Origin of the sequence: Hymenobacter algoricola, from assembly GCF_039539525.1 — a bacterium.
Taxonomy (GTDB): domain Bacteria; phylum Bacteroidota; class Bacteroidia; order Cytophagales; family Hymenobacteraceae; genus Hymenobacter; species Hymenobacter algoricola.
Genome location: NZ_BAABDH010000041.1, coordinates 1 through 16,189, shown reverse-complemented (window position 1 = coordinate 16,189; position 16,189 = coordinate 1). Strand labels below are relative to the sequence as shown.

The window sequence follows — 16,189 nt, the reverse complement described above, 5'->3', positions numbered from 1 at the left end:
CTATGCCCGCTGACAGCTACCGCCACCGCGGGCAGCGCCGCACCCTGGTGGCGGAGCTGCGCCGCAAGGGCATCGAGGACGAGCGGGTGCTCACGGCCCTGGGCACCGTGCCCCGCCACCTGTTCTTCGAGGCCGCCTTCCAGGAGCACGCCTACCAGGACAAGGCCTTTCCCATCGGCGAGGGCCAGACGATTTCGCAGCCCTACACCGTGGCCTACCAGACCGCCCTGCTGGGCGTGCGGCCCCAAGACCGGGTGCTGGAAATCGGGACGGGCTCGGGCTACCAGTGCGCGGTGCTGCTGCAGCTCACGCCCCACGTGTTCAGCATCGAGTTCAACGCCGTGCTCTTTGAGCGCACCCGCCGCCGCCTGGCCAGCCTGCACCAGGCCGCCCACCTGTTCTGCGGCGACGGCTCGGTGGGCCTGCCCGGGCACGGGCCCTTTGATAAGATTCTGGTCACGGCCGGCTCGCCCACCATTCCGCGGGCCCTGCTGCAGCAGCTGCGCGTGGGCGGGGCCCTGGTCATTCCGGTGGGCACCGAGCACACCCAGCGCATGCTGCGCGTGACGCGGGAGAGTGAGGCCGGCTTCGTGCGCGAGGAGTTGGAGGAATTCCGCTTCGTGCCCCTGCTGGGCCAGGCGGGGTGGGGAATTAAGAATTAAGAATTAAGAATTAAGAATTAAGAATTAAGAATTGGCTACGGCGGCTCTGACCGGGCGGCTGGGGCTTTTTGCTGATTCTTACTTACTAATTCTTACTTCTCCGCTCGGCGGGGGCTTATCTTTGCGGCTGCTTACCTACTTCCCCTGAAGAAACCCGCCGCATGATGCGTAAACAGAAGCCCGTCAAAGACTCGTTCGTGATTATGACCGAGCTGGTGCTGCCCAACGATACCAACACGCTCCACAACCTGATGGGCGGCCGCATGATGCACCTGATGGACATTGCCGCCGCCGTGTCGGCCCAGCGCCACTCCAACCGCATCGTGGTGACGGCCTCGGTCGACAACGTATCGTTCCGGGAGCCAATCCGCCTGGGCAACGTGGTGACGCTGCAGGCCCAGGTGACGCGGTCCTTCAGCTCCAGCATGGAAGTGCACATCAACGTGTGGGCCGAAGACATTCCCAGCGGCACCAAGGTCAAAAGCAACGAGGCCTTCTACACCTTCGTGGCCGTGGACCAGTCGGGCCGCCCCATCGACGTGCCCGAAGCCGTGGCCGAGACGCCGGAGGAAATCAGCCTCTACGACGGCGCTTTGCGGCGCCGCCAGCTGCGCCTCGTGCTGGGCGGACGCATGAAGCCCCAGGAAGCGACGGAGCTTAAGTCGTTGTTCGTTGTCGAGTAACCCCGGCCCCGTCGGCCATCCGGATTAAGTTAGCTGCCCTATGGAACAGGAAGAGGCGTCACTGGCATTTTTTCAGAATTTCTACACCAACGTGTCCCTCTACGTGGTGCCCGAGCCCGGCCCGGCCGCAATAACCCCGCCCCTGGCTGTGGCCCCGCTCCTGGCTGTGGCCCCGCCCGCAACGGCCGCGCCGGCTCCCGTTGCTCCCCCGCCGCCAGCGGCCCCGCTCCTGCCACCCGTAGCTCCCGTACCGACCGTGGTAGTTTCGGCGCCGGCTCCACCGGCACCGGCACCGGCACCGGTCGCCATTCCTATTCCGTCCGGGCTACCGTCGCTGGTGGCCCCCGCTGCGCCCAGGCCCACCCCGCCACTGGCCCCACCGCCCGCGGCGGCGGCCCCAGCCGACGCGCCACCCCAGCGCACGGCGCCGCCGCTGACCGAAACCCCGTACTCCACACTGGGCAGCAATGCCAACGGGCTGGTGATTCTGGTGCGCCTGGATGCGGTGCAGTTTCAGCGCCTGCCCAAAAACGTGTTTCTCAACAACCTGCTCAAAGCCATCCGGCTGGTGATGGCCGACGTGGTACTCATCAACGTGGAGTCGCACCTGCCGGTGGCACTCAGTACGCTGCGCCGGCAGTTGGCCGCCAAGCAGGTTATCGGCTTCGGCAAAAACCTGCTCGACGTGGCCGTCTACAAAACCCAGCTCTACGAGCCGGTGCTGCTCGTCAACGACGTGGCCTACCTGCCCGCGGCCGAAATCGAGCTGCTGGAAGAAGACAACAGCCGTAAAAAACTCCTCTGGCAGGCCATGCAGCGCATGTTTCTGGGGTAGGGACTGGACGGTTTTTGGTTGTTCGTTTCTGGTTATTCGTTCGGCTGTCCTCCTCATCTGGCGGCTATGCAGCGAAGCGGAATAAAGGCCCTGCCTCGGACACCCTACCAGCCATTAGCAATGCAAAAGCCCTTTACCGTTGCGGCGGTAAAGGGCTTTTCTCCTTTCAAAAGGCTTCCAGTGGCGAAGAGGAAGGTCCTTCGCGTCGCTCAGGATGACAACCAACAACCAAAAACCAGCTCCTACTTCAGCACCGAGGCCAGCTTGGCTTCCAGCGCGTCGCCGCGCAGGTTTTTATCGATAATGCGGCCCTGGGGGTCGAGCAGGATCGACAGCGGAATGGACTTCACGCCGTAGGTCTGGCCGGCCGCGCTTTCCCAGCCCCGCAGGTCCGACACGTGGGTCCAGGTCAGGCCGTCGTTTTCAATGGCCTTGAGCCACTTGCCCCGGTCCTGGTCGAACGAGACGCTGTAGATTTCGAAGCCCTTGTTTTTGAAGCGCTTGTAGGCTTTGACCACGTTCGGGTTTTCCTGACGGCAGGGGCCGCACCAGGAGGCCCAGAAGTCAATCAGCACGTACTTGCCGCGCAGGCTGCTCAGGGCCACCATTTTGCCGTCGGGGGCGGCCAGGCTGATTTCCGGCGCTACCGTGCCCCGGGCCGTGGCCCGCAGCGGGTCGAGCCGGGCCACCAGGGCCTTGGTGTAGCGCGACTCCGGCATGGTCTTTTTGAACTCCGCCGCCATCGAATCGGCAAAGGCGAACTGCTCGTCGGGGTTCAGCAGGTTGCCCACCACGAAAGCCGATACCACCGACTTCGGGTTCTGGCGCACCAGCCGCTTTATTTCGGCCGTCGAGGCCGCCTGCACGGCGAAGTACCGATCCTTAAGCAGCTGCATCGAGTCGGTGCGGCCGGCCTGGGCGTTCAGGCCGTAGCGCTGCTCCACGGCCGTCAGCTGAATCTTGGAGGCCAGCATGCGGCGGTTGAGCTGCTGCCACACTTCCGAGTCTTTCGAGCCCTTCACGGTGTAGTTGCCGGTGAGCTTCTGCGCGTCGCCGCCCAGCTGCACCCGGCTGCTGTTGTCGAGGGCCAGCAGCACCTGGTTGCCCTCATCGACTTTCACCTGGTAGAGGCCGGGTTCGGCAGCGGTGCCCTGCAGGGTAAATTTTCCCTCGGCGTCGACCGTAGCCGTGTCGCGGGGCATAAACTGGGTGTCGCCCATCTCGGACAGATACACCTTGGTGCCCGCGGGGGCGTTGGTAAACTGCCCGTTCACCTGGTAGCCGGCGGCGGCGGTGCTGGAGCTGGGATTCGCGCTTTTATTGCAGGCATTGGCCATGGCCAGCACGCTGCCAATCAGCAGAAAACTCTTCATAGGTTGTGGTTTCATCTCGAATGACGGGCAAGCTACGGGCTTACGAGCCGTTAAAAAAACGGGGATCCAACCGGCAAATTGCCGAGTTGCCCCGGATTGCGAAAATTAAGCCCCGGTACACGGCCCCGTAGTTGGCAAAGCCCAAACGGCGGGGCTTGGTTCCGGCGCCCGCGGCGGCAGCGGCCCGAAGCGGCCGGGGCCGCTGCCGCCGCGGATCCGGTACCCAGCAGCAAGCCACCGCCGGCTTCGGGGCTGACGGTGGCTTGTTACGTGGGGCGGCCCTTAGGCGTCCAGCTTCTGGCGCAGCAGCTGGTTGGCCAGCTTGGGGTCGGCCTTGCCGCCGGTGAGCTTCATCAGCTCGCCCATAAACATGCCGGTCAGGCTTTTTTTGCCGGCCCGGTATTCTTCCACCTTGGCCGGGTTGGCGTCGAGCACCTGCTGCACCATGGCTTCCAGGGCGCCGGTATCCGCCTGCTGGAGCAGGCCCTGGGCCCCGGCGGCGGCGGCGGCGGTCTGGGTAGGATGGTCGAGCAGGTAGGGGAACAGCTGCTTGGCGGCCACCGAGTGGCTTACCTTGTTCTCGTCGATGAGGCCGATGATGTCGGCCAGCTGCCGGGGGCTGAGCGGGAAGTCGGCCAGGGTAAAGGCGCGCTCGTTCAGGTATGACTTCACCGGGCCCTGCACCCAGTTGGCGGCGGCTTTGGCGTTGGGCGTCAGCCGCGACAGCTCGTCGAAGAACAGGGCAATTTCCTTCTGGTCGGTGAGCACCGACGCGTCGTAGTCCGACAAACCCAGCTCGCCGGTAAAGCGGGTGTAGAGCTGCTGGGGCAGGGCCGGCAGGGCCGCCTGCACCTCGTGCAGCCAGGCGTCGCTGATGATGAGCGGGGGCAGGTCGGGCTCGGGGAAGTAGCGGTAGTCGTTCAGGGTTTCCTTGCTGCGCTGGGCATTGGTGCTGCCCGTGGCCGCATCGAAGCCGCGGGTTTCGCTGTCGATGATGCCGCCGGCCTCCAGAATGGCAATCTGCCGCTCGATTTCGTGCTCGATGGCGCGCTGCACGTTGCGGAAGGAGTTCATGTTCTTGACTTCCACCTTGGTGCCGAACTGGGCAGCCCCGTGCAGCATCACCGACACGTTGGCATCACAGCGCAGGGAGCCTTCCTCCATGTTGCCGTCGCAGACGCCCAGGTACACCACCAGCTTCTTGATTTCCGAGAGGTAGGCGTAGGCTTCATCGGCGTCGCGGATATCGGGCTCACTCACGATTTCGATCAGCGGCACGCCGGCGCGGTTCAGGTCCACCAGGGTTTCGGTTTCGCCGGCCAGGTGCATGCTCTTGCCCGCATCTTCCTCCATGTGAATACGCGTGACGCCGATTTCCTTCACCGAGCCGTCAGCCAGCCGGATCGGGACGTGGCCCAGGGTGCAGATCGGGGTTTTGTCCTGGGTGATCTGGTAGCCCTTGGGCAGGTCGGGGTAGAAGTAGTTCTTGCGCGCAAACAGGTTGTCGCGGGTGATGTGGCAGTTGGTGGCCAGGCCCATTTTCATGGCAAACTCCACCGCCGTGCGGTTCACCCGGGGCAGCGTGCCGGGGTGGCCCAGCGTAATCACGCTCAGGTTGTTGTTGGGCAGCGCGCCGTATTCATTCTCGTCGGCGGAGTACATCTTGCTCTGGGTGAGCAGCTGGGCGTGTACTTCGAGGCCGATGACGGGCTGGTATTTGGCTTTTATTGCTTCGTCCATGAATCGCTGATTGTCGCTGATCTGCCAGCGGAGTGCGCTGATTTTGGTGCTAAGTTACTTGCTGCCGCGGTTTTTGTTCGCCAACCCGCCCGCGCCCCACATTATTTCGGGCCGGCGCAGCCGGGTTGTTCCGCCGCGGCGGAGGCCACGCCCGGCGCCGCGGGCCCGGCCGCTGGCAAGGCGCGGCTTTCTCCCGAATCGCAACCGGCTGGGTGAAATCCGCTGCCACGGTAAAAAAGGATTCCACCGGCTCCCCGCGCACCCGCTGGGGCGCCAAGCAGGCGGCAGGCTGAAAGTAAGGAGTGGAAACGGCCAGCGCCGCTTGCTACCGGATGGCAAACGTGACGGGCAGCGTGAAAAGCACTGCCGTGGCTTCGCCGTCGAGCCGCCCGGGCGTCCAGGCGCGCAGGCTGCTCACGACGCGCAGCGCCTCCTCGTCCAGCGCCGGGGCCAGCCCCTGCTTGATGCGGGCGTTGGTCACCGCCCCCGTTTTATCAATGATAAAGTCGACCAGCACCTTGCCCTGAATGCCCTGGCGGATTTGCGCCTTGGGGTAGCGGGTACTGGACTGGATGTGGGTCAGCAGCGCCGGCAGGCCGCCCGGGTACTCCGGAAATACCACGTACTCGGGGCAGGTGACGGACTGTCCGTTGGGGGCAAAACACTCGCTCTTGCCGGGCACGCCCCGGGCGTACTCCTGCCGGCGGCGCACGGTGCCATCGGGGTAAAAGGTCACCATCCGCCCCTGCCGCTGGCCGGCGGCGTAGTCTTCGGTGGCCTGCAGCTGCCCGCTTTCAAACCAGCGCGTCTGCCGGCCCTGCAGCTCGCCCTTGCGCAGGTTGGCGAAGGGAACCTCCTCGTACTTTTTGCCCGAGGGAAAGTACCGGCGCACCCGCCCGCCCGCCGTGCCGGCCGTGCGCAGCGTGTCGGTCCGGAACAGCACGCCCGGCCCGAAGCCCAGATCATCGTTTTTGCCCTGGGCCTTGAAGTAGGCATTCAGGGTCTGAGGGGTGGTTTGGGCCCAGACCTGGGCCGGGGTGGCCAGCAGGGCAGCCAGGACAATTGCGACTGTGGGATGCATGATAATCTACTTTTGAAATAACCGAAAGTGTAAAGCAGCCCGCTCAGCGCCGCATGGCATTGGCCCGCACGAAGCCCAGCACCACGTCGTCGGTAGGCTCGCCTTCCCCGGCCGCCGGGGGCAGCAACGCCTGCAGGGCGGCGGCTTCCGTCTCCAGGGCTTCGGCCCGCAGGCGCAGCAGGTGATAGGCGGCGCTTTGGTCGGGGTCCAAGGTACCGGGGCGCCGGTCGAGCCAGCGGTGGCGAAACCAGGTATGCCAAGCGGGCCAGGCGGCCACCGAGTCGGGCTCGGCACCGGGGTCGGTCGGCAGCGCGGCCCGGAACGCGGGCAACGCTGCCGACCAGCGCGCGGCGGCCTGGGCCTGGGCTTCCAAGGGGCGCAACGCCCGGCGCACGCGGCGGGCATGGTGCCGGCAATAATCGAGGCGGGCTTCGAGGGCGGCAGCGGCGGGCGGGGCCAGGGCCAGCGGCCCGGAAGTCGGGGCCATGGCGGGCATGCACTTCACGAAAGGCGCTAACGCTTCCTGCACGGCTGGCCCCGTGGGACGCCGCCCGGATGCCAGGCGGCTCAGTTGCCCGGCATCTACGCCCAAATAGTGCGCCATATCATAGGCGCGCAGCCCAAAATAAGCGCACAGATGCGACAACCAGGAATCGGGAGCAGGACGACGGGGCATAGCCTTGGCAAGAATACTTGTTCAATATCATTTATTTTTGCCACACGTTGGCAAGAATAACTACCTAGCAGCCATTTTTATTGCCAACGTCGCCTCAGTTCGGAGGTTAAGGGCCTATGCTAATAGTTCACATTCCAGAAAAAACGCACAACTCGCCGCAGCTTATTGCGGTGAGAGTCCAAGTATTTAAGCGTGGTACTTATTTCGTCCAGCAGCCTTTCATACTTGCCCTCTAACTCCCCCCATTTTACTTGTAATCCCAGCAATGTGCGCTTGGTAACTGGATGATAGCGAGAAAAAAACCGCAACTCGTAGATAATAGCACATTGCCTATCTACATAAAGGGCCCCATCAGGTGTCGGTGGTTCTACCAACTCTTTAATCAAGCGGTGAAATACTTCAAACTCCCGGTTCTGTGCCTCTCGGGTCCGCACCGCTACGAACTGAATTATCGTCCACACAAAAGCAATGGCAGCCCCTAACGTACTAGCCAGGGGGCCATAGCTTTTTATAATGTATTCAATATCCATACTTTATCCCAGCAGCCCGTTCACCAAAGCCTCAGCCCTGGCAATAGCCGCCGCCAGCCCGGCGGCATTCTTGCCGCCGGCCGTGGCAAAGAACGGCTGCCCGCCGCCGCCGCCCTGGATTTCCTTGGCTAGCTCGCGCACCAGCGTGGTGGCGTTGAGCTTACCGGCTTTGGCAATTTCGTCGTCGAGCATCACGGCCAGCTGGGGCTTGCCGTCGATGTCGGCGCCGAGCACCAGCACGAGGTTGTCCACGGACTGGCGCAGCTGGAAGGCCAGGGTTTTCAGGCCGTCGGCAGAGCTCACCTGCACCTGGGCGGCCAGGAAGTTGATGCCGTTCAGGGGCTTCACCTGGGCCACCAGCTGGTCCTTCTGCTGGCTCAGGCTCTGGAGCTCAAACTGCTCCAATTGCTTGCGCAGGCCGGCGGTTTCCTCGGTCAGCTTCTGAATGCCGGGCAGCAAATGCTGGGGGTTGCCCAGGGCCTCGCGCACCTGGTGCAGCAGGTCGAGCTGCTGGTCCACGTAGGCTTCGGCCGTTTCACCGGTTACGGCCTCGATGCGGCGCACGCCGGCGCCCACGGCACTTTCGGAGGTGATTTTGAAGAAGCCGATTTCGCCGGTGCCGCGCACGTGAATGCCGCCGCAGAGCTCCACGGAGTACTCCTTATCGAAGGTGATGACGCGCACGAACTCGCCGTACTTTTCACCGAACAGGGCCATGGCACCCAGGTTTTTAGCCTCGGCAATGGGCACGTTGCGGCGCTCATCGAGCGGAATCTGCTGGCGGATGCGCTGGTTGACCATGCGCTCAATCTCGCGCAGCTGCTCGTCGGTCACCTTGGTGAAGTGCGAAAAGTCGAATCGCAGCAGCTTGTCGTTCACCAGCGAGCCTTTCTGCTGGACGTGGCTACCGATGATTTCGCGCAGCGCGGCCTGCAGCAGGTGGGTAGCCGTATGGTTTTTGCGGATCAGCTCGCGCCGGGCGTGGTCAATTTTGGCCGAGAAGTCGGCGTCCAGGTCCAGGGGCAAATCCAGCACGGTGTGCACGATCAGGTCGTTTTCCTTTTTCGTGTCAATCACGCGCACCTTGCTCAGGGGGCTGGTCAGGTAGCCCGTATCACCGATCTGCCCGCCCGACTCGGCGTAGAACGGGGTCTGGTCGAGCACCACCTGGTACTCGGTTTTGCCCTTGGCGGTGGTTTTGCGGTAGCGCAGGATCTTAGCCGGCGCCTCGTCGAGGTCGTAGCCCACGAAAGCGGGCTGCTCGTCCGATTCGGTTACCACGGTCCAGTCGCTCTGCTCGGTTTCCTGGGCATTGCGGCTGCGGCTCTTCTGCTGCTCCAGCTCCTTCTTGAAGCCTTCCTCGTCCACCGTCAGGCCCTTTTCGCGGGCAATGAGGGCCGTCAGGTCGAGCGGAAAGCCGAAGGTGTCGCTCAATTCAAACGCGGTTTTGCCGTCGATGCGGTTGCCGTTGGCGCGGGCTGCTTCTTCCAAGGCGTCGAGGCGGCGCAGGCCGTTTTCGAGGGTTTTGAGGAAGGCAATTTCCTCCTCTTCTACTACGCGCTGCACAAACTGGGTCTGCTGCTTGAGCTCGGGAAAGATGTCGCGCATCTGCTCGGCCAGCACCGGCACGAGCTTGTAGAGAAACGGCTGCTTGAAGCCCAGCGACGAAAACGCGTAGCGCACGGCCCGGCGCAAAATCCGCCGAATCACGTAGCCGGCCTTGACATTCGAGGGCAGCTGCCCGTCGGAAATGGCGAAGGAAATCGTGCGGATGTGGTCGGCAATGACGCGGATGGCAATGTCGGTTTTCTCGTTTTCCGTCGCCGGCTGGTCGGTCACCTTGGCCGGGGCCGTGCCGTGGTACCGGATGCCGGCCTCGTTGGCAATGAACTGGATCAGGGGCTGGAAAACGTCGGTGTCGTAGTTCGACTTCACGCCCGACACGGCCATCATCAGCCGCTCGAAGCCCATGCCGGTGTCCACGCTCTGCTCGGGCAGCTTGATGAGCGACTTGTCGGCCAGGCGCTGAAACTCCATGAACACGTTGTTCCAGATTTCCACCACCTGCGGGTGGTCGGCATTCACCAGCTCGCGGCCCGGCGTGGCGGCCCGCTCCTCGTCGGAGCGCAGGTCGATGTGAATTTCGGTGCACGGACCGCAGGGGCCGGTGTCGCCCATCTCCCAGAAGTTGTCCTTCTTGTTGCCGGGCAGAATCCGGTCGTCGGTGGTGTACTGCCGCCAGAGGTTCTGGGTTTCGGTGTCGGGGCCGGTGCCGTCGGCCTGGTCGCCTTCGAAATAGGTGACGTAGAGACGGTCCTTTTCCAGCTTAAACACGTCGGTGAGCAGCTCCCAGGCCCAGGCAATGGCGTCGGTCTTGAAGTAGTCGCCAAACGACCAGTTGCCCAGCATCTCGAACATGGTGTGGTGGTAGGTGTCGTAGCCTACCTCTTCCAGATCGTTGTGCTTGCCGCTCACCCGCAGACACTTCTGGGTGTCGGCAATGCGCTTGTAGGGCGCGGGCTTGTTGCCCAGGAAGTAGTCCTTGAATGGGGCCATGCCCGAGTTGATGAACAGCAGCGTCGGGTCGTCCTTCACCACGATGGGCGCCGAGGGCACGATGTGGTGGCCCTTGGAGGCGAAGAAGTCGAGGAACTGCTGGCGGACGTGGCTGGCGGTAGGAAGGGACATAAGCAGTACCGCGAAGTTTCACTTCGCGAGTCGTAAGGTTCGTGGATGGCAGAGCCGCCGGAATTGGCGGCGGCCGGGATTTTGGCTACTTTTCGCCTTTCCGACGGAAAGGCGCTTCCGGCAAAGTTAGCCGACTAAGCCGGAAAGCGAAATTGCCGCTGCGAGGCCCGCTTTTTTTCGTTGATCATTCCGAGCTTGCCGAGGAATCTCGCGTGGCGTCGTCCGATTACTGATCCAACGTCAGCCCGCGAGATTCCTCGGCAAGCTCGAAATGACGTTCTTTTTGCCCTGAATAGCCCCGAATACCCAGCCCATGCCCTACAAAGACCGCGAAATCGAGAAGCAGTACTTCACCATCGGCGAGGTGGCGGCCCAGTTCAACGTGGCCCCGTCCTTGATCCGGTTCTGGGAAACCGAGTTTGAGGAGCTGCGCCCGCGCAAAAGCAAGAAGGGCAACCGCCTCTACACGCCCCAGGACATCGACATCTTCCGCACCATCTACCACCTGGTCAAGGAGCGCGGCTACACCATCCCCGGGGCCCGCGACCTGCTCAAGCAGAAGGGCCCCCAGCTCAAGGAGAAAATCGACGTGATTCAGAGCCTGGAGAAAGTGCGCGGGTTTCTGGTGAATATGAAAAAGGAGCTGGAGGTGATTGGGAAGAGCTAGCGGCTGTCATCCTGAGCCCAGCGAAGGACCTTATGCCAGTTGAACGACCAGCGCAACAACGACTCGTTCGGCCGTAGCAAGGGCCTTCGCTGGGCTCAGGAGGACAGGCGGTTATGCAGGCTGAGAGTGGATTACTTTAACTTCTATCACACCTATCTAATGCCCGTTGCTACCGACGAATTACTCTTCCACGAAGTTGCCCTCACCCTCTTCCCCGGCGTCGGCCCCCAGCTTACCCGGCAACTGATGAGCTACGGGGGCTCGGCCAAAAACGTGCTGATGCTGCCCCCGGGCAAGCTGCGCAAGATTCCCGGCGTGGGGCCGGCCACCGTGCTGGCCCTGACCGGCGCGGCCCGCACGGCGGCCTTGCAGAAAGCGGAGGCGACGCTGAAAAAAGCCGCCGCCGAGGGCATTCAGCTGCTGTTCTACACCAGCAAGCAGTTTCCCCGCCGCCTCAAGCAGATTGCCGACGCCCCGGCCCTGCTCTACTACCAGGGCACGGCCGAGCTGAACCAGCCCAAAATCGTGGCCATCGTCGGCACCCGCCAGGCCACCGACTACGGCCGGGCCCAGACCGAGCTGCTGGTGCAGGGCCTGCTGCCGCACCGGCCGCTGGTAGTCAGCGGCCTGGCCTACGGAATTGATATTGCCGCCCACCGCGCCGCGCTGCAGGAAGGACTGGACACCGTGGGCGTCATGGCCACGGGCCTCGACGTACTCTACCCCCACGCCCACCGCAAAACGGCCGAAAAGATGCTCACCCAGGGCGGCCTGCTCACCGAGTTTGCTTTCGGCACCCCGCCCGACCGCTACAACTTCCCGGCCCGCAACCGTATCATTGCCGGCCTCGCCGACGGCACCGTGGTGGTGGAAGCGGCCAAAAAAGGCGGGGCCCTGATTACGGCCGAGCTGGCCCTGAGCTACGACCGCGACGTGCTGGCCGTGCCCGGCAGCCTGGGCAGCCCGGCCTCCGAGGGCTGCAACGAGCTGATCCGGACCAACAAGGCCGCGCTGTACTCGGCTCCGAAAGACCTGGAGGAGCTGCTCAACTGGGACGAAGCCCTGCACCCCACCGGCAAGCCCCGCTCGGCCCCGGCCTACGACCCGGCCGACTTCACCCCCGAAGAATTCCGGGTCATTGAAGTTTTACTGCCCGGCGAGGAGCTGCTGGACAACCTGAGCTGGAAAGCCCAGCTGCCAGTGCACCAAGCAGCCTCGCTGCTGCTGAGCCTGGAGTTCCGGGGCGTGGTCAAGGCCCTGCCGGGCAAGAAGTTTCGGCTTTCGTGAGAGCTGCTTATAGGCCTGGGGCAGTTGCGAATTGGGCGCGGCACGCCCGTAGCGTACTTTTTTCGGAACAAAGGTAGTCGGCGTGTTCTACCTTGCGCCCTTATGCTGCTGCTCAACAACCACCTGCTGCCGACGGCCGCCCTGCCCCTGCCCAACCGCGGCCTGGCCTTCGGCGACGGTTTTTTTGAAACCCTGGTCTGCGTCGATGGCCAGCTGCGCTACGCCGCCGACCACCACGCCCGGATGCAGCAGGCCGCGGCGGCGCTGTATTTTCAACTCCCCGCCCCGCTGGCGACGGTGGAAGCGCTGCAGACCACGCTGCAGCGGCTGGCGGCAGCCAATGAGCTGCCCGCGGCCCGGCTGCGCCTGCAGCTCTGGCGCTCGGGCGGCGGGCGCTACAAGCCCCCGGGCGAGGAGGCGGAGTGGCTGGCTACCGCGGAGCCCTATGCCGCGGACCAGACCGCCATCGGGCGGGCCGACTTTGCCCGGGAAAACCACTCGCTGCCTTCCCCGCTCAGCTTCTGTAAGGGGCCCCAGGCTTGGCTGTACGTGCGGGCCGCCCGGGAGCGGCAGCAGCGCGGGCTGGATGAAATCATTCTGTGTACGGCCGCCGGCCACGTAGCCGAAGCCGGGGCCGCGGCGCTGTTCTGGATCCAAGCCGGGGAGCTGTTTACGCCGGCCCTGACGACGGGCTGCGTGGCCGGCGTGCGGCGGGCCCACCTGCTGCGCGTGGCCCGGCAGCGCGGCGTGACGTGCTACGAAGGGCAGTATGAGCCGACCGCCGTACTCGGCGCCGCAGCCGTCTTTACCGCCAACGTCGCGGGCCTGAGGCTCATCCGCCAGATCGGGGCGCAGTGGCTGCCTGCTACGCCGCCGGCCCTGTGGAGCGCGCTGCAGCGCTGGGAGCAGCAGCCGGACTAGTTGGCGGGCGTATTGCGGTTGCGCAGCAGCAGCCACTCGGCTTCGTGCTCCGCCAGGTCCGTTTCCGATACGTTGTTGATGCGCAGAACTTCTTCGCGCGCCTGCTGGCCGGCGCTCAGCGCGTACAGCGCCACCAGGGCGCGGTGCTTCCGCGACAGGCTGGTATCAGCGGGAGCAACCGGGGAGTAGACGGACAAAGGGGGCGTGCGAGTAGGCATGGCGGCAGATACGGAATCGGCCCTTGGATTGGATTTTCACTGCAGAGTTTAATTTTGCCGTAATAGATTTTAGGCGTCAACTACCTTATTCCGCCAGCGCTATCAAGCTAAGCACCGCCAAGATAGGGCGTAAAGCCGGCCAACCTTCTCATTCTATAGGTTATAATTTATATTCGTTACGCCCCGGCCCCAATCCCCCGCAGCTAGGCTTATCCGCGCTGGTTGAGTACTATCAGCCGGCGCGGGCTGCCTTACCCAGTCAGCCCGCGCCGGAGTCCGGCTTACACCGCTACCGGCGCCTTGATGGCCGGGTACGGGTCGTAGGCCTCCAGCTTGAAATCATCATATTGGAAGCCGAAAATATCTTGGACCGCCGGGTTCAGGAGCAGCCGGGGCAGCGGGCGGGGCTCCCGGGTGAGCTGCAGGCGGGCCTGCTCGAGGTGGTTGGCGTACAGGTGGGTGTCGCCGCCGGTCCAGATGAACTCGCCGGGCTGCAGGCCCGTGACCTGGGCCACCATGAGCGTGAGCAGGGCGTAGGAGGCAATGTTGAAGGGCACGCCCAAAAATACGTCGGCGGAGCGCTGGTAGAGCTGGCAGCTGAGCTTGCCGTCGGCCACGTAAAACTGGAACAGGGCGTGGCAGGGCATCAGGCGCATCTGGTCCAGCTCGGCCACGTTCCAGGCCGAGACGAGGATGCGGCGGGAGTCGGGCGTGGTTTTGAGCTGGCGGATAACGTCGGCCATCTGGTCGGTGTGGGTGCCGTCGGGGCGGGGCCAGCTGCGCCACTGCTTGCCGTAGACCGGCCCCAGGTCCCCGTTTTCGTCGGCCCACTCGTCCCAGATCTTCACGCCGTTTTCCTGCAGGTAGCGCACGTTCGTATCGCCGCGCAGAAACCAGAGCAGCTCGTGGATGATGCTTTTGAGGTGGACCTTCTTGGTGGTGACCAGCGGAAAGCCCTGCTGCAGATCGAAGCGCAGCTGGTGGCCGAAGATGCTGAGCGTGCCCGTGCCGGTGCGGTCGGTTTTGCGGGTGCCGTGGTCGAGAATGTGGCGGACGAGGTCGAGATACTGGCGCATGCGGCAAAGCGGTAATGGTCGGGCTCCAAAGGTAGCAACCCGGCTCATGCGGGCAAGGCGACGCGGCGAAACCCAGGCTTCTTTCGCCTTAGCGGGCAGCGGGACAGCCGAATAACGAGTTGCGCCCCTATCTTTGCCTTATGAACCCACCTCTGTTTCACCCCGGGCAGCCCATCGTCTGCACCAACGACGACTTCACCGTGCTGCGGGCCCAGAACCCGGCCATCCAGACGCCCAAGCGCGGCCCGATCTACGTGGTGCGCGGTTTGTTCGACACGTCCAAGGGCTTTGGCCTGACGGTGGAGGAAATCAACAACGCCGGCGTGGCCCCGGGCTTTCCCGAAGCCAACTTCCACGAAAGCCGCTTCGCCGCCGTACCGGATGTGGAAGAGGTGAGCCTGGCCGAGTTGCTGGAGGAAAGTGTGCTGGCGTAGGGGATTAGCTGCTCCTATAAAGTTTGGTTTTAGAAGCTGTTTAGGAAGTCAAAAGAACGTCCTGCTTGATCTGGCGACTTCCTAAACCGCTTCTCATACAAAAGCCCTAACCTCATAGCGAGGTTGGGGCTTTTCTTTATGCTTCAACTGGCTTCGTTTCGTGCCGTTGTACGGCTGCTCGAATCCGGGAGGCTAGACCGTACAAATCATCCAGCGAGTTAATATCTACCCGCTCACCGCCTTCCACATCAAACAAGGTGACGAATTTACGGCTCCCGTTAAAGTGCAGCCGACAGATGGGCTTGCGGTTATTATCATCCAGTAGAATGCCGCAGTAAGACTGTACATCCCGCATTATTACCCGATTTACACCCACTGTCTTGCGCAGGATAGCCCGCACGATCATAAAGCCTTCCGTTTCTTCTACCGTCGTTTCAATGTCTTTTTCCTTGCCTTCTGCTTCGGTGACAGCAACAGTTTCCAGCATCGGGACGGCGGGCAACTCAGTAGTCAGAAGGCCTTGGCCGCTGGTGTCAACCAACGCTGAGCGTAGCCGCATGGCAATTTTGTCGTTCAGAAATTGTTGAAATGACCGGTGTACCAGGATGCTAAACTGCTCTTTGAGTTTTGGAGTCAGGACACCATCGTAGATCTGTTTGGAGACAAAGTGGATAAAATCTGCTGACGGCTGCGTGAACTGCTCATCGAAGTACTTTTTGAAAGCCCGCATGTACTTCAGGTTGTAGGCGGCAAAAAGCATGTCTTCGATATTGAAAGTTGCTTTGCTCAGCTTCTTAATTTCGGCAACGTCGTTTTCGTGGAAACTGAACAAGTCAAATTCCATAAAGGGCCGCTCATCCATTTTGTTCGGCTGCTCCAGATCAGTAAACAGCTTATAGACAATGCCATTGGTCAACACCGCAATGCGGGCATCCGTGACGTGAAAATAGCGAAACAGCTGGCTGGCATGGTTAATATTCAACTCGGCACCTACGTGTTTGCACTCAATCAGAATAATGGGCTTGCCGTCCCGCACAATGGCGTAATCGATCTTCTCGCCTTTCTTGGTGCCAATGTCGCAGATAAACTCCGGCACTACTTCCGTCGGATCGAAGACATTGTACCCGAGGGCATTTATGAACGGCATTACCAGCGCATTCTTTGTGGCCTCCTCTGTCTGGATGTGGGATATTTGCTTTTGAGCCCGCGACGCTATAGCGGATTCGTGAACGGTGTGGCCAGTGGTCAAGCGGGCTGGGTGTGGTAGCCGCAGTGATCGAACCAATTGCTGGCATTCTGGCTGGTAATCCAGTCGATG

At 62.7% G+C, this 16,189-nt stretch carries 16 protein-coding genes; 7 read left to right on the top strand and 9 right to left on the bottom strand.

Going from position 1 to position 16,189, the window contains the following annotated elements; translation table 11 throughout:
• Positions 1-2 precede the first annotated feature (2 nt).
• The 3 genes from ABD842_RS12505 (at position 3) to ABD842_RS12495 (ending at position 2,180) form a co-directional block, all read left to right on the top strand.
• The gene (locus tag ABD842_RS12505; RefSeq protein WP_345114269.1) at positions 3-662 is read left to right on the top strand and encodes a protein-L-isoaspartate(D-aspartate) O-methyltransferase; all 660 of its coding nucleotides are present in this window, start codon (positions 3-5) and stop codon (positions 660-662) included.
• Positions 663-826: 164 nt separating this feature from the next.
• A complete protein-coding gene (locus ABD842_RS12500; protein WP_345114874.1) occupies positions 827-1,345 on the top strand; it encodes an acyl-CoA thioesterase in 519 nt (172 codons plus the stop codon).
• Positions 1,346-1,385: 40 nt separating this feature from the next.
• Complete coding sequence (locus tag ABD842_RS12495; protein WP_345114267.1) at positions 1,386-2,180, top strand: hypothetical protein; 795 nt, start codon at positions 1,386-1,388, stop codon at positions 2,178-2,180.
• Positions 2,181-2,422: 242 nt separating this feature from the next.
• Here the strand turns inward: ABD842_RS12495 and ABD842_RS12490 are convergent, their stop codons facing one another.
• The 6 genes from ABD842_RS12490 to alaS all read right to left on the bottom strand — a co-directional run bounded on the left by ABD842_RS12490 (position 2,423) and on the right by alaS (position 10,268).
• Entirely contained in the window at positions 2,423-3,553 is a 1,131-nt protein-coding gene (locus ABD842_RS12490; protein WP_345114264.1) for a redoxin family protein, read from the bottom strand.
• A 282-nt stretch (positions 3,554-3,835) separates the two neighbouring features.
• On the bottom strand, positions 3,836-5,293 hold the full coding sequence (gene gatB / locus ABD842_RS12485) for an Asp-tRNA(Asn)/Glu-tRNA(Gln) amidotransferase subunit GatB (RefSeq protein WP_345114261.1): 1,458 nt from the start codon (positions 5,291-5,293) through the stop codon (positions 3,836-3,838).
• A gap of 325 nt (positions 5,294-5,618) precedes the next feature.
• Positions 5,619-6,374 carry a TonB family protein gene (locus ABD842_RS12480; protein WP_345114258.1) on the bottom strand — a complete coding sequence of 252 codons (756 nt, stop codon included), beginning with the start codon at positions 6,372-6,374 and terminating at the stop codon, positions 5,619-5,621.
• A 43-nt stretch (positions 6,375-6,417) separates the two neighbouring features.
• A complete protein-coding gene (locus ABD842_RS12475; RefSeq protein ID WP_345114255.1) occupies positions 6,418-7,050 on the bottom strand; it encodes a hypothetical protein in 633 nt (210 codons plus the stop codon).
• 119 nt (positions 7,051-7,169) lie between these two features.
• A complete protein-coding gene (locus ABD842_RS12470) occupies positions 7,170-7,580 on the bottom strand; it encodes a hypothetical protein (RefSeq protein WP_345114252.1) in 411 nt (136 codons plus the stop codon).
• A gap of 3 nt (positions 7,581-7,583) precedes the next feature.
• A complete protein-coding gene (gene alaS, locus ABD842_RS12465) occupies positions 7,584-10,268 on the bottom strand; it encodes an alanine--tRNA ligase (RefSeq protein WP_345114249.1) in 2,685 nt (894 codons plus the stop codon).
• Between the two features lie 313 nt (positions 10,269-10,581).
• On the opposite strand from alaS, the gene ABD842_RS12460 reads away from it, so the two are divergent.
• The 3 genes from ABD842_RS12460 (at position 10,582) to ABD842_RS12450 (ending at position 13,143) form a co-directional block, all read left to right on the top strand.
• Complete coding sequence (locus ABD842_RS12460) at positions 10,582-10,935, top strand: MerR family transcriptional regulator (RefSeq protein WP_345114246.1); 354 nt, start codon at positions 10,582-10,584, stop codon at positions 10,933-10,935.
• Positions 10,936-11,094: 159 nt separating this feature from the next.
• A complete protein-coding gene (gene dprA / locus ABD842_RS12455) occupies positions 11,095-12,222 on the top strand; it encodes a DNA-processing protein DprA (protein WP_345114244.1) in 1,128 nt (375 codons plus the stop codon).
• Positions 12,223-12,324: 102 nt separating this feature from the next.
• Positions 12,325-13,143, top strand: coding sequence for an aminotransferase class IV (locus ABD842_RS12450; protein ID WP_345114241.1), 819 nt, complete (start codon positions 12,325-12,327; stop codon positions 13,141-13,143).
• Here ABD842_RS12450 and ABD842_RS12445 read toward each other — a convergent pair.
• Both ABD842_RS12445 and ABD842_RS12440 read right to left on the bottom strand, forming a co-directional pair.
• Positions 13,140-13,340 (bottom strand): hypothetical protein, encoded by a 201-nt coding sequence (locus tag ABD842_RS12445; RefSeq protein ID WP_345114239.1) that lies wholly within the window; start codon positions 13,338-13,340, stop codon positions 13,140-13,142. The genes ABD842_RS12450 and ABD842_RS12445 overlap by 4 nt on opposite strands.
• A gap of 302 nt (positions 13,341-13,642) precedes the next feature.
• Positions 13,643-14,437 (bottom strand): thymidylate synthase, encoded by a 795-nt coding sequence (locus ABD842_RS12440; RefSeq protein WP_345114236.1) that lies wholly within the window; start codon positions 14,435-14,437, stop codon positions 13,643-13,645.
• 140 nt (positions 14,438-14,577) lie between these two features.
• On the opposite strand from ABD842_RS12440, the gene ABD842_RS12435 reads away from it, so the two are divergent.
• The gene (locus tag ABD842_RS12435; protein ID WP_345114233.1) at positions 14,578-14,871 is read left to right on the top strand and encodes a hypothetical protein; all 294 of its coding nucleotides are present in this window, start codon (positions 14,578-14,580) and stop codon (positions 14,869-14,871) included.
• A gap of 136 nt (positions 14,872-15,007) precedes the next feature.
• Here the strand turns inward: ABD842_RS12435 and ABD842_RS12430 are convergent.
• On the bottom strand, positions 15,008-16,189 hold a 1,182-nt coding region (locus ABD842_RS12430), incomplete at its 5' end, for a type I restriction endonuclease (RefSeq protein WP_345114228.1).